Genomic DNA, 24,897 nt, shown 5'->3' with positions numbered 1-24,897 from the left:
AACATGGCCTGATCGAGCGATCTGTTAGTGAAATGCAATAAAAGGAAAAGGATAAGTGTTTGAACTTGTAAAATCTGGCGGATGGCTGATGCTGCCTATCATCATCTGTTCCATCGTTGCATTGGGTATCGTCATTGAGCGTTTCTGGTCCCTGCAGCACAAAAAGGTTATGCCGGATTATCTGATGAAGCAGATTCTACAGCTTCACCAGGAGAATAAACTGAGCCTGGCGGACTTGAACAAGTTAAAAAGCAGTTCACCTCTGGGAAGAATACTTGCCGCTGGGCTGGTCAATCGAAATCATGACAAAGATGTGATGAAAGAGGCGATCGAAGAGGTTGGGCGTCAGGTTGTGCACGAGCTTGAACGTTACCTCAATACATTAGGCACGATTGCATCGATCTCACCACTGCTCGGTCTGCTTGGTACGGTCATCGGCATGATCAAAGTCTTCAGCGTCATTGTGACTTCAGGAGTAGGTGATCCCGGTGTTTTGGCGGGGGGTATCTCTGAAGCCCTGATAACTACAGCTGCGGGGCTTTCTGTAGCAATACCCAGCCTGATGTTTCATCGTTATTTTACTGGCCTGATCGACAGACTGGTGATCGGTATGGAAGAGCGGGCATTGAAGATGGTCGAAGTGATACACGGTGAGAGAGAGCGCTGAAATGAATTTCAGACTGAAGCCTCGAAAAACACCTGAGGTGGATATCACGCCACTTATCGATGTTGTGTTTTTATTGTTGATATTTTTCATGGTATCGACAACCTTCGAACATGAGAGCCAGATCCTTATCGAACTACCCGAAGCGACCGGTGAGGAACTTCAGCGTGAAAAGAATGAGCTGGATATAACCATCAATATTGCCGGAACCTTTTTTGTCAATCAGAGAGAAGTTGTCAATACAGAAATCGAAACCTTGAAAATGGCAATCAGTAAAGCCATTGGTGAAGAGGGGAATATCCCGGTGATTATCAATGCAGATGCTCGTACCCCCCACCAGTCGGTGATGACCGCAATGGATGCAGCGAGTCAGCTTGGTTTGACCAAGATGACATTTTCAGCCCATAAGCCGGCAGCAGAGTGAGGCTTTCTCTACATTGAATTGGATTGAATCTTCCTGGCAGGAGCGGCGACTTTCAACGCTGTTACTGTTGCCTTTGAGTGGCTTGTTTTGCCTGGTTGCTCTATTAAGAAGATGGTTCTATCGGTTGGGTCTCTTCAGTAGTCGGAGTGTGGGAAAGCCGGTGATCATTGTTGGCAATATCACAGTGGGAGGCACTGGAAAAACGCCACTCATCGTTTGGATGGCTCAGCAACTGACTGAGTTGGGCTATAGGCCAGGCATTATCACAAGAGGCTATGGTGGTCAGTCGAAGAGCTGGCCTTGTGAAGTCACATCCGATAGTGGTGCAGGGCAGGTGGGTGATGAAGCGATATTGCTCAAACGACATAGTGGATGTCCAGTCTATGCAGGGCCAGACCGCCCAGAAACTGCAGAACAGTTAATTTCCAACTACCAATGTGATCTCATTCTCTCTGATGACGGATTACAGCATTATGCGTTGCAACGGGATCTGGAAATTGTTGTGATTGATGGTCAGCGTCGTTTTGGTAACGGCTACTGCCTTCCCGCCGGCCCCTTGCGAGAGACCCCAAAAAGAGTGAATAGTGTTGATTTGGTGATTGTAAACGGCCAAGCCAATACAGATGAATACCAGATGAGTGTTACAGGCAAGATGGCAATCCCTCTTAACGGAGAGTTGGCTGCTAAGGCCCTGGTCGAGTTTTCAGGGAGCCGTGTCGATGCAGTAGCGGGTATTGGGAATCCTGAGCGATTTTTTTCTATGCTTGAACTATCAGGGCTCAGGGTTGATCGCCATGTTTTTCCAGATCATCATCCCTTTTCCGCTGATGATTTGGCCGCTTATCGTGACAACACAGTTCTCATGACCGAGAAAGATGCTGTAAAGTGCGAAAAGTACGCTCAATCTAATCACTGGTATGTACCTGCGACTGCGAAGGTAGATCCTGAATTCGAACAACTATTTTTGACGAAGGTAAAAAGGCTCTTAGATGGACAGAAAACTGCTTGATATTTTGGTTTGCCCTGTATGTAAGGGAAAACTCCTGTATATGAAAAAAGAGCAAGAGCTGATATGCCGTGCTGATCGATTGGCCTATCCCATACGTGACGAAATACCTGTCATGTTGGAAGAAGAGGCGAGGAAATTAGCAGCAGATGAAGAGATTCCAGAAGGATAAAACGATGGGTTTCAAAGTTGTCATTCCTGCCCGATACGCTTCAGTTCGCCTGCCTGGAAAACCGTTGCTGCCGATTGCCGGTAAACCGATGATTCAGCATGTTTTTGAGAGAGCTGTCGAGAGTGGAGCCGAAGAGGTGGTTGTTGCCACAGACAGTCAGCAGATTGCAGATGTCTGTGGGGCATTCTCAGCAGATATCTGTATGACATCAGCAGATCATCGCAGTGGCTCTGATCGTATTGCTGAGGTGGTGGCACTGAAAAATTGGGGGGAGGATGAGATTGTGGTCAATCTGCAGGGAGACGAACCCTGTATGCCGCCTGAGCTGCTGACTCAGGTTGCAGATGATATGAGTCGACACGAAGTCGCAGGTGTCACTACCTTGTCTGCTGCGATCACTGATCGAAATATGTTGTTTGACCCCCATGTGGTCAAAGTTGTGACGGATCAGCAGGGTTATGCGCTCTACTTCAGTCGTGCGCCCATTCCCTGGCATCGTGATGAGTTTTTGCAGGCTGAGAGCCCCTTACCCAAGGAGACCGGCTTTTCCCGGCATATCGGTCTGTATGCCTATCGTGCTGGCTATCTGGCACGTTTTGTTTCCTGGGAGCACGCCCCCATCGAAAGGGCGGAATCCCTGGAGCAGCTCAGGGTACTCTGGCATGGAGGCAGGATTCATGTCAGTAATGCTAAGGTCGATCCTGGTCATGGCGTGGATACACGTGATGATATTTCAAAAGTAGAAGCGCTTCTCCAGGGATCTCAGACAAATCCTTGAGATTTCCACACAGGGCAACAGTTCTATTCTCCCTTCCCTGGATTTAAAAATCTTCTCAAGAACGGGCAGGTAGGCCCGTTTTTGAACAATTTCCCGGATATTACACTTCTCTGTTGATGAGATTCCAAGTCATTGACAATTATCAAACAGTGTAAAATTATTCGACGCTACCCATGAAATAGGGCATTTAACCCATTGCGATTTAGGAATCAAAGGCATATCTGTCGAGATACTTTACACTGATCAAATTAATAACTGAGAGTGATTTATCAAGTAACAAAAATAACTTACTGTAATTAAAGGATAATATACTATTTGGCATGAACCGTGCAAATAATGAATCCCAATTAGGCTGAGATATAAAATGTGATGCAAAACCAGTTCATTTTTTTTATTACCAGCCGAAACATTGTTTAAATAAAAAACAAAAAGGGTATATATGACCTTAATGAAAGACAAGTTGGGCAGTATCAGTCTGAATGAAATTTCCGCAATCAGACTCTCTTCTTCAGCCTTTCCTGTCACCGAAAGGGAGCTCACTTCAGGCATATCTATCAACGACAAGGTCAAGCCAACCGATCCTCATCTATCAGACGGCTTAGCCTGTCTCAAAAAAACCAGTCACACCTCTCACCCCTTTGTAACTTCAGAGGAGGAGGAGAGAAAGCGCATATCCCGGGAACTTCATGATGGTCTAGGACAGCTACTTACCGGTATGGGTCTTCATGTGCAGCGTTGCCTGAATGATTGTGATGAAAATCAGGATCAGGCAATGCCGGCTGAACATCGCGATTCACTTGAGGCTATATCTTCAATGGTCAAACAGGCGATGTCAGAAGTCAGGTCAATCTGCAGTGCTATTCGACCTGCCATACTTGATGATCTTGGGGTGCTTCCTGCTATCTCATGGCAGTGTCGTCAAATCTCTAAAATTTGCAGCGATACTCAAGTCGTAACCGATTTTGATGTTGATGAGAGCGCAATCCCTGATGACTACAAAAGTGTCATCTATCGTATTGTCCAGGAGTCACTGAATAACGCAGTCAAATATTCTAAAGCGAAGACAATCAGTGTCTCACTTTTACAGGCCCACGATGCGATTCATCTGCTGGTTATTGATGATGGTGTTGGTTTCGACCCTTCTGAAATTCAGGGTAAAATTGGCATGGGTCTGGTTGGTATGCGTGAGCGGGCAGAGTCAGTCGAAGGTAGAATCCGAATCGATACCGGAATCAATCAAGGCGTTCAGATTCGCGCATCTTTTCCACTCTAAACCGATCTTCTTAGCGGTTGATTATACCTTTCTCCAAGGCATAAGTGGTCAATGCAGAGACGCTGTGCAGATCGAGTTTCTTCATTAAATTCGCGCGGTGTTTTTCCACTGTTTTTACACTGATACAGAGATAGTCAGCCATGCTTTTATTGGTGTGGCCTTCTGCGATCAATTTCAGAATTTGGCGCTCTCTTTGGGTAATTGTGTCCCAGCGGGTAAGTGGTTCCTGATTGACATTGTTGGTATGTAAATAGCTGTTGACTACTTTCTCTGTAATTTCCGCACTCAGGTAGGTTTTTCCTTCCAGCACCCTTTCAGCCGCAACCATCAATTCGTTCTGGGTTGCATCTTTCAGTACATAACCATTGGCGCCCGCTTTAAGGCTTGCCAGTACATACTCTTCTTCATTGTGAACTGTAAGAACCAGGGCTTTAACTTCCGGCATTCTCTCTTTGATTTCCCTGACCGCATCCATTCCATTGAGACCAGGCATATTTAAATCCATAATCACAAGGTCGGGTTTGAGTTCTATGGTTCTTCGGATGGCATCCCGCCCGTTATCAGCTTCCCCAATAATCTCGAAATTTGGATTCGATGTGAGTAATGCCTTTAATCCGGCGCGCAGAATTGTGTGATCTTCTGCGATAAGGATATTCTTTTTATCTGAGCTCATGTTCTTCGTTTGTTCTCGAGCAGCCGGGCGTTAAAAGTTCAGGATCCATTGTTTTACACGCTTCCCTGAAAGTTTAGTTGGGGATGACCTCGAAGCAAGCTTGAATGTCATCAATAATTGTCAGTCAGGGAATTTAGATCGTCTATTCAAATTCAGATAACAGTTCAACAGCGTATCCAATTATTGCACTCAACCATTACCTGGTTGGCCACTAGAGTGCAGACCCTCTTATTCCAAATGAGAGGCCAGGATTGCCTGGTCAAATTCCCTCCAACATAACTATTACATTTAACTGCGCTGTATACCATATCCCATCAATTGAACACCCTACCAGGTAGGTAGGGTTTCTACCCCGCTCAACTACATATTTTCAGACCCGCAGGGTAGGGGCGAACCCCGGCCAAAGGCGTAGTACCACTCAAAGACCATATATATAAGGAAACGTATGATTAGCTGCAAGTGCTGGTAAAGGGGCCAGTATATCTGGCTGGCTTGTATGCAAGCCCCGGAAAGTTTGTTGACCAATTAGGGTCTGGAGAAAGAAACCATGATAAACGAGAATCAGGGTTACAAAAACAGAGTCGCGATGATATTCATTATGCTGACTCTGCTTTTTTTAAGTACCGCAGTAAATGCTGCGCGTTTTAACCTGAATGTAGTGGATGGCGCAGGTAACCCAGTGGAAGGTTTCCGCTGGATGATTCAGGACGACACCACATTTCCGGTGGATCCTGCTGCCCCGGCGACGACTGCTGATGAGCTGCTCTCACTGAGCTTTCACAGGAGTTATGCACCTGTCGGAAAGGCACAGAATGATGCCAGTGGCATGAGTGGCAATACAGATCTCTCAAGCGTAGAGATTTTGAATGTTACTCCTGGTAGATACTATGTATCCGTGTTGCCCTACAGTGGTCATGGCATTACTGGTGGTTCGGTAACTGTATTACCAAACGCCAACGATCCGGATAACATGCTTGATGATCTGACGGTGACATCTCAGGCCTATCCGATTCCTACTGCACAGATCTCGATCTTTCTCTTCCATGATAACTATCCAATCAATGGTGCGCCTGATCTTCCAGAAGAGACCAATCCAGCGCCAGGTGAGCCTGGTCATGTGGATTGGACTCAGTTTAACCTCTTTCTCGAAGAGCCTGCCGGTCGTTATGGACAGGCTGGTGGACAGGTCATTCAAGACGCTTTCGGTAACTATCTCGGTACCTCCTATCGTGAAGATTGCGATATCAACGGTCAACCCGATACCGATGTATTCACCAATTTCATCTGCTACGTAGATGGCGCGCCGATTATTGATCAACTGGGTAACGGAACACTGCAGCCCAATGAAGACGGCCTGCTGCTTGTTAAAAACCTGGCGCCTGGTAAATATGGCATAATAATCAAGCCCCCGATCAAAGATACCAATGAAGCAACTGGTTGGCAGCAGACCAGTACCATCGAGGGCAGTAAGGTTATCGATGCCTGGGTCAAGGCAAATGAGCCTGCCGCTTTTGTTGAGTTCGGACCTCCTGGTCCACATGTCTTCGTCGGCTTCATTAAGTCGACTGCTGATGGTGGTTTTCCTGCGTTGACATCAACGCCAGGGGAACAGGTTGCCACCGTCACAGGTACGGTTACCGATATTCATATCTCCCGTCCTCCTTTTTCTCAGTTTTACAGTGGACGTGATTTTCCTGGTTGCTGGGTTGGTGTGAATGACATGGCTGCCGGTGGTGGTCAAGGTGTCTTCGCTACACCATGCACCAACAGTAATTTTTCAATTCCTGGTCTGAGTCCTGGTTCATATCAACTGGTTGTTTTTGATGCCAACCTGGATGCAGTCATTAGTTTGCAGCCCTTTACCGTCGATCCGACTGGTGGAACCTGTAATCTTGGTGGCACCTGTAACTTTGGCGATGTGGGCGTCTTCAACTGGTTCTCCAGAGTCAATGCGGGCATTTTCTCTGATGAAGATCAGGATGGCTTCTGGGATCCAACTGAGGCCGGAATCGGGCCTGAGAGTCAGGATGTCTCACTGCGCTGGCGTGATGGTACCATCTATCAGAACTTTCCAACTGATGGTGAAGGCCTGGCGCCTTTCGATGAGAAGTTCCCCTTCTTTCATTGGTTGGTTGCGGAAGTCAGCTTTGCCAACAAGAAAGCTACCGGCGGTACTTTTGTAGTTGACGCTGGCGGTCCAGTGGACACCACCGCTACAGAGTTTCCAAGCTATGGTGAGCTGGTTCCTCAAGCCCAATGTACGGACTCATCCCAATACGATCCTGCGACCAACAGCTGTCCAGGATTTGAAGCCATCAACCCAAATACTGGTGATAATCTCTCTCGCACAGAGACCGGCCAGGTTTTGACGATGGGTATCCAGGGTTTTCTTGGACAAACCAATGTGATGCAATTTGGTAAGACCGACTATATCGGTTTCACCGAGGCTGATTTTACTACTTTCCCACCTGTCCTACCGAAATTCGTTGGTGAAAATGGCGGCATTTCAGGTATGGTTTTCTATGCCACCACCCGTGCCGAAGACGATCCTCAGGGAGCCGCTGCAGAAGTATGGGAGCCTGGTATGCCAAGAGTGCAGTTGGCTCTATATGCAGATGGTGACATCGACTCCTTTCCAATAGGTGCCAGCTTCCCGAATGGAACTGATGCCTTTGGTGAAGCAACCTATGGTGATGTGGATTGGAATAACGATGGTATCGCTCAACCTGATGACGGTGTAATCGATGATATCGATCTTAACGGCTGTGTCAGTTATGCCGACGTCGATAACTATCCGTTCGGTAACTTCCCTGGAGATGAGGATATAGATTACAACTGGACCAATACGCCTGATGCAAATGGCGTTTGTATCCAGAATCCTGGTGCAGGTAACGGCGTATTTGATCTCAACGATGCACTGCAGGTCACTTACACTGACAGCTGGGACGACAGCATTCCAGAAGGGTGTCAGGGGCGAAACAATGTGGGTGTCGCTATTGTCGATCCTCCAATTGCCGATGACCGCTGTTTTGACGGACTGCGAAACTACAATCAGCTACGTGATGCTGTATTTGATGGTGGCTTTGCCTTTGCGGACTATGATCTTGATCATCTGACAAATATTGGCGGTAACACCGCAGCCGCTGTAGCAGACATCCAGAACTATCTGGTAAGTGCTGATGCCGCGGTTCGTGCGATCGATCCTGCTAAGGCGGATAACCTGCAACTAGGTATGCTGCCGAGCGACTACATCGTGCAGATGTCGACCCCTCCAGGGTACGAAAACCTTAGAGAGGAACATAAGAACGTCGACTTCGGTGATGAGTACATCCCAGGTGAAGGCCAGGATTGGCGGGCTGATCTACAGGCTCTTCCACCATCATGCGTAGGTGAACCTCATGTTGTGCCCCAATATCTCACCATGGTCACCAAAGATGGCAGCGGTGATGCAGGAGTAGGTGATGCCAATCTGATCGATCCGGCTCTGGTTGGAGATGAAGGGGTCTATGCACCTTTCGCAGGTGATACCCGCCCATTGTGTGACATGAAACAGATCCCGCTCTCATCTGCACAGAATGCTGCAGCTGAGTTCTTCGTCATGACTCATGTACCTAAGGCAGGCAATATTTCAGGTGTCATCCTGAACGATCTGGCCAATGAGTTCGATCCAAGCGCACCAAGCTTTGGTGAGAAGTATGCACCACCTCATGTGCCAGTCGCCTTCTATGACTGGAATGGTGATCTGGTGAACCGGGTCTATGCCGATCAGTATGGTCGCTTTGACGCTCTGGTGCCTTCGACCTCTACAGCCAATCTGCCGATGCCTTCCGGTATGTCACCTAACATGCTGGTCTCCTGCATGAACGACGCCGGTCCGATCAAGAATCCACAGTATGATCCAACTGCAGATACTGATGGTGATGGTATTGATGAGAACGGACAGTCGGCGCTGATTATCGATCCTTACTTCGATACTCAGTACAGCCAGTTCTGTTACACCTTCCAGTATATGCCGGGAACCATTACCTATCTGGATACCCCAGTGGTTCAGGTTGCGGCTTTTGCTGGTCCTGGACAGTTCCCGGTCGATTGCGAACGCCCAGACTCAACTCCGATGATCTCATCGGTGAAGCGTCGAAACAGCAGTGGCGGTGGCGGTCCTTTCGCTCTGCCAGGCCAGGAGATTCGCATCAACTCTATGGGTAACAACGTTGTTGTACCTAATCCAGAGTGGGATGGTGCTGATCTGGCGCTGAAGACAACGACCCGTGACTATCGCTTCTCAGCAGCTGCTGAAGCCTGGATTGAGGACGCCACTGGCACTCGCTCCCAGCTGACAGTAACAGGTGGAAACGGTAACCGGATCTTCGCAGCCATACCCGCCGGTACAGCAGCAGGTGAATATCAACTGACCGTTGTTAATAGTGATGGTGCTGAAACACCTATCGGTGTAACACTGACAGTTGGTGTTGATGTTAACGGCACTGAGATGGGTCTGCGCGGTAATGGTACCTACTACAACGTAGTCAATATTCCAAGCGCCCAATATCCTACTATTCAGTCAGCTATTGGTAATCCACTGGAAGGTCAGCCTGGTGTTGAGGCTGGTGATCTGATTCTGGTTGCACCTGGTGTGTACGATGAGATGGTCATTATGTACAAGCCGGTTAAGCTCCAAGGCTGGGGCGCTGGTGCAGTAACCATCAATGCCAGAAAGTCACCGACTGAGAAGATTATCGCCTGGCGTGCACTTGCCCAATATCTGGTGGATGATGGTTCCATTACCCAGACACCAGGTCAGGTAAATGCACCTTTCGGTTTTCCTGGTCTGAACAACGGTGCCTTCCCAACGGAAGAGGGTGCAGGCGTGTTTGTTGCCGGTGTACGTAACGGCATCAACCGCTTTGGTCATCCCCGTAACCGTGGCGCCAGAATCGATGGTTTCACCATTATCGGTGCCAGCACCGGTGGCGGTATCATCGCCAATGGTTTTAACCAGTTCCTGCATATTGCTAACAATCGTTTGACTGCCAACTCAGGCTTCAACGGTGGTGGTATTCGTATCGGTCATCCTGACCTGACTCACGCCATTGCCAATGAAAACGATCCTAGCTTTGTGGATGGCAATCCGAACCAGGCTGTTGGCTCATTGGTCTATGATGATGCTGTCAACGACCGAGTTCGTATTCACCATAACCACATCAGCCAGAACGGTACCCTTAACGGTGCAGGTGGCGGTATCTCTCTGAATACCGGCAGCGACAGTTATCGTGTACAGAAGAACTGGGTATGCGGTAACTTCAGCCAGGGCGGCGGTGGCGGTATCGCTCACCAGGGTCTCTCGCGTAACGGTCTGATCGAGGATAACACCATCCTTTTCAATGAGACCTTCCGTCAGACTCCCGGCAGTGCGCCGGCAGGTGGTGGTATCCTGGTTACAGGTCTGCCAGCACTTATTCCAGAGGATGAGACAGGTCTGTTGCTCTCACCTGGAACAGGTCATGTCACCATCGACGCCAACCTGATCCGGGGTAACCTGGCAGGTGCCGGTGACGGTAGCGGTATCATGCTCTCCAGCATCAATGGTCAGGATATTGGCCAGAATCTGGGTGCACGTGGTCCCTGGTATCGTGTCTTGGTCTACAACAACATGATCGACAACAACGTTGCTGGTGTAGCAGGCGCCTTGGCCCTGTTGGATTCACCTAAGGTCTTTATCCGTAATAACACAGTCGCCAACAACGACTCTACAGCTACCGGATCTCAGGCTTTCGCACCTGGCTCACCAAATCTCTCCACAGCTATGCCAGCGGGTATCGTCTCCCGTTATCACAGTGATGTGATGGATCAGCTGCTGAACCTGGATGAGAACTTTGGTGATGTATTTGTCGATCCGGATGTGTTTGGTAATCGCCCACAGGGTTCTGATTTCTCTGATCCGATCCTGCGTGACTCGATTGTCTATCACAACCGTTCATTCTTCTGGACCAACTTTGATGATCCAAACACATTGGTGATTGAAAACAGTCTGGTACCAGTGACCTGTGATACGCCTGCGGCACCTGTCGGTAACGCTAACTGCGATATCGCGACAGTGGCCTCAATGGATGATGTTTCCCGTGATCTTGCAGTGTTGAACGGTCTTGGAGTAAGCCCTGATTTTAGTCTCAATCCGATTAGATCACTGCTCCTGGCAGGTACGCCTTACAGTACAAACAACACCTATATCACTGGTGATCCTGGCTTTGCCAACGAGTACTTCAACGTAGGACGTAACAACACCTTGTTGTTCAACGAAGCGATTGGGCTGCAGACAGCAGCGGCTTTCGACGAGGGTGGCAACTTCATACAGGTAGCTTACGGTCCTCTGTCTCTGGTAGAGCCGGGTACAGCTGGAGCAACCCTGTTTGATTACCATCTGGCTGTTGGTTCAGCTGCAATCAACAACGGTGGCAGTACCCCTGCCAGTGGCCTGTTGAGTGTTGACTTTGACAATGATGCGAGGACACCAGCAGCTGGTCAGTCCGACATCGGTGCTGATGAGATGGTGCCTTAAATGAATAAGTCAAAACCAACAATTGAATTGTCCCTGACTGCGCCTGGCCAGGCGCAGGTCAAAGGACAAACAGAGCAAGAAAGTTATTTTGTCATTATGCCAGGCGGTTACAAGATCACGAGGAGTAACGCCCAATGAAAACGTTTAGCAAAAATACACTCGCGGGAGCCATTGCATTGACGCTGCTGGGTTTCATGGGCAGCGCCGCTGCGGTGGTCAATATCCAGTGTCCCGGTGACAGCAACGGTGATGCGGTGATTGATGATCCATTGGCTCCGGATAACCACAAATGTATGAGCCTGGTTGCCGGTGACGGTTTCGCCGTCATGTCTGATGACAATCCGATGTATATCTTCGGTTTTGGTAATCAGACTGGAACCGCTGAGTCGAATGTCATCGCCAACGGTATCCTCGATGCTGAGTGGTCGGGCCCTACCATCGAACTTGATGAGGGAGATGAGTTCTGGCTCAACCTGACCAACGTGGGTACGGTGATACGTCCCGATCTGTTCGATCCACACACCATTCACTGGCATGGCTTTCCTAATGCCTCTGCAGTATTTGATGGTGTGCCTGAGGTTTCGATCAGTATCAACATGGGTGCGACCCTCTCCTACTACTACAATGTGGTCGAGCCTGGCACCTATCTCTATCACTGCCATGTGGAAGCCACAGAGCATATGGAGATGGGCATGTTGGCCAACCTCTATGTACATCCTCGTCAGGATGAGACAGGTTGTGTGAGTCCAAATCCAGGCTGCCCGATTGCCACAAGAAAAGGCGGTACTGATCTGGGCGCACCTTTAGGGTATGTCTACAACGACGACGATGGCAGCACAGCGTTTGATCATGAGGTGGCCCTGCAACTGTCCAGTTTTGATGCCGATTTCCATGATGCGAGTTTGTTTGTTCAACCTCTGCCATTCGCGCTACTGGAGGGTGAATATCCGCAGTTCAATGGTCGAGGCTATCCTGACACAGTCAGAGCAGGTGCTCTTCCTCCTCCTGTCGATGACGCAACGGGTAAGGTCACCGGCACTCCTGGTGAAATCCTTAACAATGGTACGCCCTCCCAAACTTTGGATTCAGTTATTGAAGTTAACCAGGGTGAGAGACTTTTGCTGAGACTTTCCAATGTGGGACTGGATCGCTTCTGGACCATTTCAGCGCCTGGTTTGAAGATGACAGTAGTCGGAACCGGTGCTCGCCACATGCGAGGTGCAGATGGTAAGAACCTCTATCACACCGCATCTTCACTGAACTTCGGTGGTGGTGAGACGCTTGACGTGATTGTCGAGACAGCAGACATCGCACCAGGGACCTACTTCCTGCATACAACTGAACTCCACCAGATGAGCAACATGACACAGTTCGATGGCGGCATGATCACTGAGATCGTCGTGAACTAAAGCCAAGCCGAGCTAGGAGATAATGATGATGAGAAAATTACTCAAACAACCTGGACGGCTGATGGGCGTCCTGATGTTGGGTGTTGCGAGTCTGCTTCCCTGGGCGCAGGCTCAGGCGGCACACGACATCCGCGGCATTATGCCGGATACAAATGGGGTGTTTAACCTATACAGCTTCCCTTTCAATATGAACCTGCCAGAAGGCACCAGCCTCTATATGTGGGGGTTTGGTGATCGCGATGGGGGAACCGGAGCAACCCATCAGGAAGGGGATGGCTATGCACTGCCTCAATATCCTGCGCCGACTTTGATTGTTCAGGAAGGTCAGGCGATTACCATCAACCTGACCAATTACGGTGTGCCTAATCCGGTATCCATCGTCATGACAGGTCATAATCTGGAAGCAACCGGTGGTTCTCCAGGTCTGGTAACCCAATCAGCCGATGTTGGCGAGTCAGTGACCTACAGTTTCACTGCTGGCAGTCCAGGTACCTATATCTACCACAGTCTTGATGGCTCGAATCCGGGTCTGCATGCTGAAATGGGGTTGCAGGGTGTGATGATTGTGCGTCCTGCAGACGGTAGTCGTACTGCCTACGGTGCGGGCACCCTGACTGACTATGATCAGGAAAATCTCTATCTGATGACAGAGATCGATCCCGATATCCATATTCAGATGGAGAAGGGTCACTTCGAGCATTTCACCAACTCTGACCGTTATGCCAAGGTCTGGTTTATCAACGGCCGGGTTTTCCCCGATCTCTTCCAAGGGGACTTCAATAATCTCTTTCCTCATCAGCCTTATGAGTCACTGGTAATGGCCCATCCTGGTGATTACGTCCTGGTACGCAATGTCAATGCAGGTCAGGACTCACATCCAATGCATTACCATGGTGAGAACCTGCGATTCATAGGTCGTGATGGCAAAATGCTTACCTCTGATGGTGCGGTTTCCAATTTAGGGCGTTCTGACAACACTATTAATTCAGCTCCCAAGCAGACCGTTGATGCCCTCTGGACCTGGTCAGGTAAGAACTTGAACTGGGATATCTACGGACACGATACCAACCACGTCTGTATTGATGGTAATGGTGACGGTTTTGGTGACGTTTCAGCAGGCAGTACCTATGAGCATGAGTTCTGCGATGACCATGGCAAGGCGCTCTCCAACCTGGTCAACATTCCTGGTATTGGCGATATGACACTGGGTGGTTGGTGGAGTGGTAGCCCCTTCCTGGGTGACACAGGCGATCTGCCTCCGGGTGAAGGTGGTCTGAATCCATTCGGTGGTTACTTTCTTGTATGGCACTCACATGCTGAAAAAGAGCTCACCACGTTCGATATCTTTCCAGGTGGAAGCCTGGGCGCAGTTGTCGTCCTTCCGCCCTACGTTGGCATTCAATAAGGGGAGAAAGAGACAATGAAAAGGTCAAAAATCATGAATGCTAAGATCAAACCTATCGCTATTGCCTGTGCTTTGGCTCTAGCGAGTGGACCGGCTATGGCAATAGATTTCTATCTGATTGCTAAAGAGTTCACCAAAACCTTACCAGATGGCAGCACTGTGACCATGTGGGGTTACGCAGAGGATGATGCGGCAGGCACTTGTTATGCGGCAGCAACGCCTACGACAGATACTGCTTGTACAACTCCTGAGGCTACTGCGCCAGGACCTGAGTTGGTTATTCCCCCAGGCATGGAGAATGTCAGGATTTTTCTAACCAACCTTCTTCCGGTTCCAACCTCTCTCTTCATGACGGGTCAGGAGCGTCCGTGGTCAAGGAACAATAACGGTCCAACTTGGAATGACAATCATGTTGGTTCTCGTATTAATTCGACCCAGAGAGTACGCTCATATGGACGTGAAGCCGATGCAGGGGGTGGTAAACAGCGATATATCTGGAATAATAATCGCGGTACACAAATCGCCAATCCTGGTGGTACCTTTACCTACTACTCTGGTACAGAGCCTCAGTTGCAGGTCTATATGGGATTGTATGGCGCTGCAACAAAGAGTTTTGCTGCTGGCCAGGTCTATGAAGGGGTACCATTCGTTAACGAACAGATCCTCTTCTATAGTGAGATCGATCCGGATCACAATGCGGCGGTTGCAGCTGGTGACCCCAACTACACCCCCATCCATTACCATCCCAAGTGGTTCCTGATCAATGGCGAACCCTATGTGGAGACAATGGCGGATCTTGCGCTGGGTAGTGCGGGTGAACCTACACTGCTGCGCTTTTTGAGCGCTTCCAGTGAGAAGCATGTACCGGTTTTGCAAGGTATGCACGGTGTTATCCACGCAGAGGACGGTATTCGTTATAACTGGCAGAACAGTGCTGCGGGAGATTTTGAATATGCGCCTCGCGAGCAATATTCAGTCGGACTGCCACCATTGAAGACCAAGGATGTCATCATTACACCAGCACTGGCAGGGCGCTATGCGCTCTACGATGGTAATGGCAATATGACCAATCCCAGTGATCCTGAAGTTATCACTCAGGGCGACACGGTAGGCGGTATGCTTCGTTTTCTGAGTTTCGGAACCAGTGTTGCAAACCTGCCTCCAGTTCCTCAGCCAGACACACTTACCATTCAGTATCCACTTGAAGCAACTACAGGTGTAGAGGGCGTGCTTAATGTGCTCGCCAACGATTCAGATCCAGAAGGTATGCTACTGAGTCTGAACATTGCCAACACCGATACCTTTGTCACTGGTTTAGGTGGTACCGTTGATTGTCTGGCCGCTGGCGGTTGTACCTTCACCCCAGAGATCGATGTCAACACGGGCTTCTATGTCCAGGGTACCGGAACTTTCAACTACGCCGTTTCCGATGGAGTCAACGAGGTGACTGCTCAGGTCGCTGTGGAAATGATCGGCAATGAGGCACCAAGTCCGGTTAATGATGAAGTTAATGTCGAGCCTGGTACGACGGTGGACTTCAACGTTCTACTGAATGATCTAGACAATGAAGGTGATGCTCTCGAAATCGTCACGCTGGATGCTACAGGCATCACAGTAGGTACGCTGACCTGTGTCAACTTAACAGGTGCTTGTACCTATGAGGCACCAGTTACGCCGCCCAGCACGTTGCCACTGGCACTGACCTTCACCTACACCATTACTGACAATGTAAATGTTGAATCAGATCCTGCAACAGAAGTTACCATTAACATTATGGAAAATGTCCCTGTTGCTCCTGTCGGTGTAGCTGAAAACTATGTGATGCTTGAAGACACTGTTTTTGATGTGGCTGCTCCTGGTGTGCTGGAGAATGATTCCGACGCTAATGGTGACCCGATCACTGCGGTGTTGGTCAGTGCACCACTGGAAATTCGCGATAACCTTCCAGAATCATTTGTGCTTAATCCTGATGGTTCGTTCCACTATGAGCCAGCTGCAGATTTCAGCGGCACTACAAGCTTCGTTTACATGGCGAACGATGGAATGCTTAACTCAGATCTGGTGACGGTAACCATTGAAGTTACTCCTCAGAATGATGCACCACAGGCGAACGCTGACACCCTGTTGTTGACGGATGCTACTTTGACCACCCTGGATCCTGATGGCCAACCTCTGGAGACAATCTTCAATATCCCTGCACTGGGTGTATTGGCGAATGATGTCGATCTCGAAGGCGACACCATGACTGCAGCTGAGGTTAACGATCCTGATGGAATTACACCTGAACTGGTTGGTGTGGATGGCGCTGCCACCATAACAGTCGACAGTGTTGCAACTGGTGTAGTTGGCAGTCTGACCTATCAGGCAACCGACTCAAACGGTGCAGTCAGTCTTGAGGCCCAGGCCGACTTTATGAGGCTGGTGTCGATCAACCGTTCTGAGTACAACCTGCGTGAAGATACCAATCCGGCGAACGATGATTGGCGTATTCGGGGTAGGGCGGATGTGAGTATTCCACCTGGCACACAGGTACATGTCTTCCTGGTGCGTAATGGCGTTGATGTTGCAGAGATTGTTCCCCATGCCAACGTCAATGTGAATAACAGTGGTGTAGTACTCAACAACGCCAATAACACCTGGAGTATCAATGCAAACAACATTGGTCCTGAGCCACAACCTGGCGATACTCTAAGGGTTGAAGTTGAAGGCTTTGTAGATGCTGTCTACACGAACTATCCTGTGTTTATCATGCCATAGTGAACTAGGTGATCGATCCTGCTTGGAGCGGGGTCGATCACTGAGTTGGCATAATCTAAAGTTGTAAAAGTTGGTTGGCTATGAAAACTCAAGAAACTACTGAACTGGATTGCAGGGACGTTGAACTGCAAAAGAATCCGCTCTTAATTATCCTGGTTTTAATCGTTTGTGCATCGGTTCTGATGGGGTTCGCATTGGCTGCAAAAGCCGGTGAAACTCAAGTGCCTCAGAAGGAGGGTAAAAAGGCGGTTGATACCTGGCGTCCCCCAGTCGCTAAAGCTGTAACCCTGAAACCCGTGGTTGACAAGGAGATGGCCAAGCATATCGCAGAGAAATGGGGTGTGGAACTGGTCAGTCTCAGGCTTACTGCCGCAGGCTATATGATCGATTTTCGGTTTCGCGTTCTGGATGTGGAAAAAGCGAAAGTCTTTTTTGACAACCGCTTTAAACCTCTACTGGTGGTTAAACGCTCAAATGCTAAACTACCTATACCTATGGCAGCGAAAGTCGGTGCTTTCCGCACCACCAATCGTGGCAAGAACATTAAGCCGGATAGGACCTACTACATGGTCTTTGCAAATCCTGATGCACATGTCAAATCAGGTGAGAAGGTGACCATGGTCATAGGGGATTTTAAAGCCGCTAATTTGACTGTTAACTGAACCACTTATCATAAGAGATGGATATATGCTCACCAGGAATCCTGCCTTAAAGATTCTCTCGCTGATTGCCCTCCTTTTTTCCTTTCAAAGTCATGCAGCAGTGACAGTTTACTGCTGTGATGCCAATGCCGAAGCTCAATACATACAGGATCTTGCAGCTTTGACCTCAGTTTCGGTGGATATGACCACTGAAAGCTTCGAGGGTAGCGACTGGGCGGGAACCCGTACCACACCTCAGGTGAGCGTAACCTCCCAGAGTGTAACCTGGGCTGCCAGTTCCACTGGCGTCTCTGGAGTACGAACCAGCACCGGAGGCGGGGATGTCCATGAAGGCAGCTATCTGCTGTTTGCCGCTGATAAAGATAATGGTCATCTGGTGCCAGATAAGATAACCCTCACTGCCAATGGGATTACCCTGTACGGTGTTGGTGGATGGTTTCGCAGCTCTGGTGGCGCGCAACTGGGTTTTACCACCAATGGCGATACAGTGGATTTCACAGGCGAGCAGGCGACTGTATTCGATTGGAGTTTCCTCGGTTTCATCGATGATGGTGGCTTCTCTACACTACTCATTGAAACAGTTGATGAGACTGGTCCGGAAGCAAATACCTTTTTCTCAGATGACTTCACCCTGGCTGCTCAAGCTGGGGCTTTTCCTGGACAGAAGCTGCAGTTCAGCAGTGCAACTTACAGCGTCAGTGAAAGCGCTTCCAGTGTACAGATTACAGTAGAGCGTAGTGGTGGAACCTCTGGTGCACTTTCTGTCGACTATGAGATCGCAACTGGTGGTACGGCTACCAGTGGCCAGGACTATACAGACACTTCAGGGACGCTCGATTTCGCTGACGGTGAGAGCAGCAAAACCTTTACCTTGGATCTCATCGATGATGGTGTCTATGAAGGTGATGAAACCGTCAATCTGCTTTTGAGTGGGAGCGACCTTGGGGTATTGAACTCGGCCATACTGACAATTCAGGAAAATGATTCCCAGCCTGTTGGCCAAGTTCTGTTCAGTGGCAGTGAGTACAGGGTTACGGAAGGTGCAGGCAGTGTAACGATTACTGTACAGCGAAATGAAGGTTCACTGGGTAGTGGCTCAGTCGACTATGCGACGGCTGATACCTCAGCCAGTGCTGGCAGCGATTATACCAGTACCTCTGGTACCTTGAGTTTTACCGATGGCCAGATCAGTGCGAGTTTTACTGTTGCTATCACTGACGATAGCTCACAGGAGGGTTCGGAGTCCTTCATGGTGAGTCTGAGTAACCCGGTTAGCGTAAGTCTGGGAGATCAGGATTTCACTGAGGTGACTATTCTTGATAATGAGCCTGCGGCTGCTGGTGGCAGTTTTCAGTTTAGTGGTGCCTCCTACGAGGTCACTGAAGGCGCAACTCAGATCAGCATTCCGGTTACCCGTATCAATGGTAGCAGCGGTGCTGTGAGTGTGGTCTGCAGCAGTACCAATTCGAGTGCGGTTTCCGGCAGCGACTATACCGCCACACAGAGCACGCTTAACTTCGCCAGTGGAGAGATCGTTCAGCACTGTAATGTTCCAATCACTGACGATAGCGGTTATGAAAATGATGAAACCTTTGCTGTCAGCCTGGGTTCACTATCTGGAAATGCGGTTTTGGGCACGCCCGTTATGGCCAGCGTTACCATCCACGATAATGATCCGGTACCAAGCGCTGGCAGTTTACAGTTCAGTCTCAGCGAGTTCAGTCAGACTGAGGATTCAGCCACTGCAACCATATCTGTGACCCGAACCGGTGGCACATCAGGTGCAATCACTGTCAACTACGCAACCTCAGATGGTAGTGCCACCGCTGGTGAGGACTACAATGCCGCATCGGGTACCTTGAGTCTTGCCAATGGTGCTTCGTCTGCAACATTCCAGATCAGCCTGATAGATGATAGCGCTTACGAAGGTGATGAAACGATAGATATCACCCTGAGCAGTCCAACAGGTGGTGCTGTACTAGGCGCCAACAATAGTGCCACGTTAACCATTGATGATAATGAGCTGGCTCCAGTTTCTGGTGCCATCGGCTTCACAACAGCTGAATACTCTGCCGAAGAGTTCGATGGCAGCGTGACCATTACTGTCGAGCGTGTAGGTGGCAGTTCCGGAACAGCACAAGTCAACTATGCCACCAGTGATGGTACTGCGACGGCTGGTAGTGATTATGACGTTGCCAGCGGAATCCTGGTGTTCGCCGATGGCGAGGTTTCCAAGAGTTTTGATATCAGCCTTATCGATGATGGTAATTATGAGGGTAGTGAGACTATCAATATCGAGTTAAGCACGGTTTTCGGTGCCATATTTGGTAGTCAGGTGACCTCTACAGTTAGCCTGGGTGATGATGATACCGCACCTGCAGCTGGTGCTGTAGGCTTCTCGCTGGTCAATTACGATGTTACCGAAGATGGCGCCAGCGTCACGGTTAATGTAACCCGAAGCGATGGCTCGACTGGTGCCATCAGTGTTGACTATGCCACTTTTGATATATCGGCTGTTGCTTCATCGGACTACGAGTTTACTGCTGGCAGAATCAATTTTGCTGATGGTGAAACCACCGCTAAGAGTTTTGTGGTTACCATCAATGATGACAGCGAGCTGGAAGGTAGCGAACAGATCGCATTGCAGCTTGGTAATGTACAGGGTGGTGCTGTGCTGGGGGCTCAAAGTGATTCAGTTATCACCATTGCCGATGATGAGGTACCTTCAAATACTGCCGTTCTTGCCTTCCAGACAACCAGTCTGAGTGTCGATGAATCAACTGCGAGCGCAACATTCACCATCACTCGGGCTACATCCACCAGCGGAATTATCACGGTGGATCTGACAGTGGATTCTTCGAATGCTACAGCTGGTACTGATTTCAATGTCACTACAGGAACGCTTCAGTTTGCGGATGGTGAGTCGTCAAAGAGCATAGATGTGGAGATCATTGACAACACGGTAGAGGATGGAGATAAGACAATCACCTTTACTTTAGGCAATGCATCAGGCAGTGCGACGATTGATAGCGCTAACAATAGTTTGCTGATTACGATTATTGACGATGAGACGACAACAACAGATCCCGGTGACGGAGGTGGTAGTGATAGCGGCGGTGGTGGCGGAGGCGGAAGTCTCGATCTGATGCTGCTCACTATGTTGCTGTGTAGTCTGGTTCTGCTTTACCGAAATCCACGAGCGAGCAGGTCTCGTCTGTAAGGGCGAGTAAAGCATTAGTTATTAAACTGTTTGGAGTAGTTATAAAATGGCATTACTGATTAGGCAGCAGAGTAAAGGTTTATGGTTATTCTGTGGAATGCTATGTGCCTCTATTGCACATTCAGCTGATTTACCTGAAATAGCAACCAAACAGAACGAAGAGACTCTGCTTCCCCCCTTCAAGATGGATTGTGTTACCAAACCATCTGAGAATAGTAAAAGCTCAGACAGGTTCAGGGTGTCGATGAATATGAGTGAACAAGCCCAACATGATCATCATGCTCATCACCAGATGATGATGGATCAGAAAGATTACAAGGTGGATACCGCCAACTATTCGATTCCAGATGTTGTACTGACTTCTCATGAGGGTGAAGATACCAACCTGCCTCAGCTTCTGAATACCGATAAGCCAGTCATGCTCAACTTCATTTTCACCACCTGCACGACTATCTGCCCTGTGTTGTCTGCCAGTTTTCACCAGGTTCAGGAAATATTGGGTGAAGATCAGAGCGTATCAATGATCTCGATTACCATCGATCCGGAATATGATACGCCTGAGCAGTTGATGAAATATTCAAAGCGCTTTAAAGCTAAAGAGAATTGGAAATTCTATACAGGTAGTTATAATGACGTGGTTGCTGTTGAAAAAGCATTTGATATCTTCCGTGGATCAAAAATGAACCACGAACCCATTACCTTGATTCGAGGTGGTGAAGAAGGTGCCTGGACCCGTATAGATGGATTGGCCAGTGCTGAGGATATCGTCAAAGAGTATAAAAATATTTTGAACAAGACAAAACAATGATTAAAAAGCCCCATGGCTTGCTCAACGCTGTACTACTAGCTAGCTGTGTTGGTTATTCATCACCCTCGTTGCTTAACGCAGAGATCGATTCCGAGGGTTACCTGGTAGGCCAAAAGATATATACAGAGGGCAAGCGTGCTTCAGGCAAGCTGGTCAGGGCTGTTGTTCAGAATGATATTCAGGTGGAAGGGGATCAACTGATCTGCGAAACCTGCCATAGAAGAAGTGGCATGGGCTCGACAGAAGGGCAGCAGGTAGTGCCAGCCATTGCGGGGCATATGCTGTTCAAACCACTGAAACTGCCCATCACCAAACCCCCGGAGCCACCAGTCTACCGGCCAGCTTATACCAAAGAGAGTCTACTCAGGGCTGTTCGTGATGGTGTTGATGCCAATGGTGATCCACTTGATCCCTTTATGCCTCGCTATGAGCTGGATGAGGCAGATGTAGAGGGTTTGATCGCCTATATGAATACACTCTCCCAGGAGATCTCCCCTGGTGTAGATGAAGTGGATATACATTTCGCGACAATAATACTCGAGACAAATTCTGCCGATGAGAATAAAGCGCTATTGGATGTTATGCAGGGTTACTTTGAGCAGAAGAATATTGAGACCCGTTATGAGTCTAAAAGGGCTAAGAACGCACCCTGGCATAAGGAGTGGTTACTCAAGCCCTATAGAAAATGGCGGCTTCATGTCTGGGAGCTGAAGGGCTCACCTGAGAGCTGGCCGGAACAGCTGGAAGCCTATTACAGGGAAACACCAGTATTTTCAGTTCTCAACGGTTTAGTCCCCCAGGGTTGGGAGAAGGTGCATGAATTTTGCCAATCGAACGCCTTGCCCTGTCTCTTCCCCACAACACTGACTCCGGTTGAGTCAGATGTAAGTTTTTATAATCTCTATCTTGATAGAGGGGTTGCACAGGAAGCGGAGGCACTGGCCTCTCATCTTTCATCATGGAAAGGGGTGGGTGAGATTGTGCAAATAGCAGATCGCTCTGATCCATTGAGCCAGATTGCCGCAAACAGATTTATATCTGCTATGGAACAGCGTGGTATGGCAGTCAAAACGGTTCAATTCGATAAGCTTTCTGAGGGCTTGACACATATTGACCCGCTTGATGCCGAACAGGCTTTAGTAATCTGGGCTAATAAGGCTAAATCCGACCAACTGCTGGCTAAATTTTTGGCAAAAAGCCAGGAGCAGAGACCGGCTCTCTATCTCTCAACCCGTTTCTATGGTTCCTCAACCGAATCGATTCCCAAACAGATTCGGGGTAATCTGAGGTTTGTTCACTCTTCTGAGATGCCATCGAAACTGAACCGCCTGCTGCTCAGATCCACCGGGTGGTTCAAGTCAAAACGTATCTATAACCCCCAGGCCAAGGAGATTCAGGCCAATGCTTACTTTGCCATGAAAGCAGCCGGAGATGCGGTAAAGCAGATACGAGGATACTTTTATCGCGACTATATGATCGAAAAAATAGAACATATGGTTGACGATTTGCCCTATACTTCCATATATCCAAGGGTTAGTTTGGCCCCAGGGCAAAGATTCGTCTCCAGAGGGTTCTACATTGCAACAGTCGACAATCAAGGTGGTGGGTTGGTTCAGCTTACCAATTGGCAAGCACCCTGACCCCAGCTGGTTACAACGCTAACAGCTAGACTGGATAGTGTGCTTGAAAATATGGAACCCTCAGGGACAAAACTAAATACTACCGGTTATCGTCTTGCCAAGCGCTATGGTATAACCAGTCTAGCCGCAATGGCAGCAACCTTAGTGGTTATCTTTTTTTTCATACGATTCGAAGCACTTTCAATTATTGAAGATGCCAGCAAGCGAAGTAACGAAACTCTTACCATAGCCACAGAGTATGCCCTGAATGACCATTTTGTGATGTTTCTCAATGTGGTTAAGAATAATAAGGACCGCGAAATATCACATATGCCGTTTGAGCCGGTATTGGAGCGTGTCATCAGAAAAATGCTCTCTGACACCCATGTGGTCAGAATCAAGCTCTACAACCTTTCTGGCAAGGTGGTCTATACGACAGACCCATCCTACATAGAGGATGATGAAGAGCACAACGAGGCCTTCTCCTCTGCAATCAGTGGTATTCCAGCAACAAGTACGGTCTATGAGAGCACTATTAAGCTCTTCAGACCGACTAAAGAGAATAGCTTGGTACAAACTTACGTGCCAATTAGAGCTACTGAGAAATCTCCCGTTCTTGGGGTGATGGAGATCTACTCAGACATTAGTGGTTATATTGTTGAGGCGAATAAAACCACTTTTCTGTTACTGATCGTCATCCTGCTTCTGATGGCATTCCTCTACTTTTTCCTACTGCTGCATATCAAAAGATCAGAACGTATTATAGAGCGCCAAAACAGAGAGACCAGAGAGAAGAAAAAGCTTCTCGAGTTTCTGACCTCGAAAATGATTACAGCTCAAGAGGATGAGAAAAAGCGTATTGCATTTGAACTGCATGAGGATGTCGTGCAGACCTTGTCTGGTGTAAAAATGCAGCTAGAGCGCTATATTTTGTCGATTGGTGAGCTGGATGAAGACGATAACGCAACCGAGCTTTCAAAAAATATCATACCTGTGTTGCAAGAAGCGGCTCATAGAATAAGGTCGGTGGCGATAGATCTTCGGCCTCCGAGTCTGGATGATTTTGGGCTTAAGGCGGCTTTGAACTCACTTGTCTCTGAGTGCCATACGATCACGACAGGTTTGCAAATCAGCATAGATATCGCGGTTGATGAGGATCAGATCTATCGGGATCAGAAATCAATTCTCTATCGAATGTTTAAAGATACACTGAAAATGATATGTTTAGATGAACACCTGGATGGTGAAGTAAACTTCACTATGGAAAAGGTGGAAAATCACCTGGTTCTACGTGCTGAGATTGACAGTAATATGATTGAACCAAAGTATCAGAATAAGTTGCCTGGTTTCTTTATATCTTTGCAGGAGAAAACAATTCTTTCAGGTGGTGAATTCTATATCCTTGCGATGGAGAAAGATCATTTGGTAGTACAGTCAGTCTGGTCATCTTGAACCTATTCGGAGATTCACT

General features: G+C 48.6%; 17 protein-coding genes. 16 read left to right on the top strand and 1 reads right to left on the bottom strand.

The genetic code is table 11. The features are described from left to right. Positions 1–55: 55 nt before the first annotated feature. The 6 genes from AC4IE7_RS11300 to AC4IE7_RS11275 all read left to right on the top strand — a co-directional run bounded on the left by AC4IE7_RS11300 (position 56) and on the right by AC4IE7_RS11275 (position 4,317). A complete protein-coding gene (locus AC4IE7_RS11300; protein WP_490776947.1) occupies positions 56–667 on the top strand; it encodes a MotA/TolQ/ExbB proton channel family protein in 612 nt (203 codons plus the stop codon). 1 nt (position 668) lies between these two features. Further along, positions 669–1,088: an ExbD/TolR family protein gene (locus tag AC4IE7_RS11295; RefSeq protein WP_490776946.1), complete on the top strand. Its 420-nt coding sequence runs from the start codon at positions 669–671 to the stop codon at positions 1,086–1,088. A gap of 13 nt (positions 1,089–1,101) precedes the next feature. Continuing rightward, positions 1,102–2,097, top strand: a complete 996-nt coding sequence (gene lpxK, locus AC4IE7_RS11290) for a tetraacyldisaccharide 4'-kinase (RefSeq protein WP_490776945.1) — start codon at positions 1,102–1,104, stop codon at positions 2,095–2,097. After that, positions 2,078–2,266 carry a Trm112 family protein gene (locus tag AC4IE7_RS11285; protein WP_490776944.1) on the top strand — a complete coding sequence of 63 codons (189 nt, stop codon included), beginning with the start codon at positions 2,078–2,080 and terminating at the stop codon, positions 2,264–2,266. Before lpxK ends, AC4IE7_RS11285 begins: the two co-directional genes overlap by 20 nt. A gap of 4 nt (positions 2,267–2,270) precedes the next feature. After that, positions 2,271–3,044 carry a 3-deoxy-manno-octulosonate cytidylyltransferase gene (kdsB, locus tag AC4IE7_RS11280; RefSeq protein ID WP_490776943.1) on the top strand — a complete coding sequence of 258 codons (774 nt, stop codon included), beginning with the start codon at positions 2,271–2,273 and terminating at the stop codon, positions 3,042–3,044. 439 nt (positions 3,045–3,483) lie between these two features. Further along, positions 3,484–4,317, top strand: a complete 834-nt coding sequence (locus AC4IE7_RS11275; protein WP_490776942.1) for a sensor histidine kinase — start codon at positions 3,484–3,486, stop codon at positions 4,315–4,317. Between the two features lie 10 nt (positions 4,318–4,327). On the opposite strand, the gene AC4IE7_RS11270 is transcribed toward AC4IE7_RS11275, so the two are convergent. Then, positions 4,328–4,990 carry a response regulator gene (locus AC4IE7_RS11270; RefSeq protein WP_490776941.1) on the bottom strand — a complete coding sequence of 221 codons (663 nt, stop codon included), beginning with the start codon at positions 4,988–4,990 and terminating at the stop codon, positions 4,328–4,330. Between the two features lie 547 nt (positions 4,991–5,537). On the opposite strand from AC4IE7_RS11270, the gene AC4IE7_RS11265 reads away from it, so the two are divergent. The 10 genes from AC4IE7_RS11265 to AC4IE7_RS11220 all read left to right on the top strand — a co-directional run bounded on the left by AC4IE7_RS11265 (position 5,538) and on the right by AC4IE7_RS11220 (position 24,878). After that, the gene (locus AC4IE7_RS11265; protein WP_490776940.1) at positions 5,538–11,546 is read left to right on the top strand and encodes a right-handed parallel beta-helix repeat-containing protein; all 6,009 of its coding nucleotides are present in this window, start codon (positions 5,538–5,540) and stop codon (positions 11,544–11,546) included. Beyond that, positions 11,547–11,684, top strand: a complete 138-nt coding sequence (locus AC4IE7_RS11260; protein ID WP_490776939.1) for a hypothetical protein — start codon at positions 11,547–11,549, stop codon at positions 11,682–11,684. Continuing rightward, positions 11,681–12,955 carry a multicopper oxidase domain-containing protein gene (locus AC4IE7_RS11255; RefSeq protein WP_490776938.1) on the top strand — a complete coding sequence of 425 codons (1,275 nt, stop codon included), beginning with the start codon at positions 11,681–11,683 and terminating at the stop codon, positions 12,953–12,955. Before AC4IE7_RS11260 ends, AC4IE7_RS11255 begins: the two co-directional genes overlap by 4 nt. 22 nt (positions 12,956–12,977) lie before the next feature. After that, on the top strand, positions 12,978–14,360 hold the full coding sequence (locus tag AC4IE7_RS11250; RefSeq protein WP_490776937.1) for a multicopper oxidase domain-containing protein: 1,383 nt from the start codon (positions 12,978–12,980) through the stop codon (positions 14,358–14,360). A 15-nt stretch (positions 14,361–14,375) separates the two neighbouring features. Then, positions 14,376–17,117, top strand: a complete 2,742-nt coding sequence (locus tag AC4IE7_RS11245; RefSeq protein WP_490776936.1) for a cadherin-like domain-containing protein — start codon at positions 14,376–14,378, stop codon at positions 17,115–17,117. 80 nt (positions 17,118–17,197) lie between these two features. Then, positions 17,198–17,779 carry a hypothetical protein gene (locus AC4IE7_RS11240; protein WP_490776935.1) on the top strand — a complete coding sequence of 194 codons (582 nt, stop codon included), beginning with the start codon at positions 17,198–17,200 and terminating at the stop codon, positions 17,777–17,779. A 25-nt stretch (positions 17,780–17,804) separates the two neighbouring features. Then, positions 17,805–20,999: a Calx-beta domain-containing protein gene (locus AC4IE7_RS11235; protein WP_490776934.1), complete on the top strand. Its 3,195-nt coding sequence runs from the start codon at positions 17,805–17,807 to the stop codon at positions 20,997–20,999. Between the two features lie 46 nt (positions 21,000–21,045). Next, a complete protein-coding gene (locus AC4IE7_RS11230) occupies positions 21,046–21,807 on the top strand; it encodes an SCO family protein (protein ID WP_490776933.1) in 762 nt (253 codons plus the stop codon). Then, on the top strand, positions 21,804–23,447 hold the full coding sequence (locus AC4IE7_RS11225) for a c-type cytochrome (protein WP_490776932.1): 1,644 nt from the start codon (positions 21,804–21,806) through the stop codon (positions 23,445–23,447). Before AC4IE7_RS11230 ends, AC4IE7_RS11225 begins: the two co-directional genes overlap by 4 nt. Positions 23,448–23,486: 39 nt before the next feature. Further along, on the top strand, positions 23,487–24,878 hold the full coding sequence (locus tag AC4IE7_RS11220; RefSeq protein WP_490776931.1) for a sensor histidine kinase: 1,392 nt from the start codon (positions 23,487–23,489) through the stop codon (positions 24,876–24,878). Positions 24,879–24,897 lie beyond the last annotated feature (19 nt).

Source organism: Candidatus Thiodiazotropha sp. AKAK3, assembly GCF_058244645.1.
The sequence above is the reverse complement of the archived record's forward strand: the minus strand, read 5'-3'. Positions and strand labels throughout refer to the sequence as shown.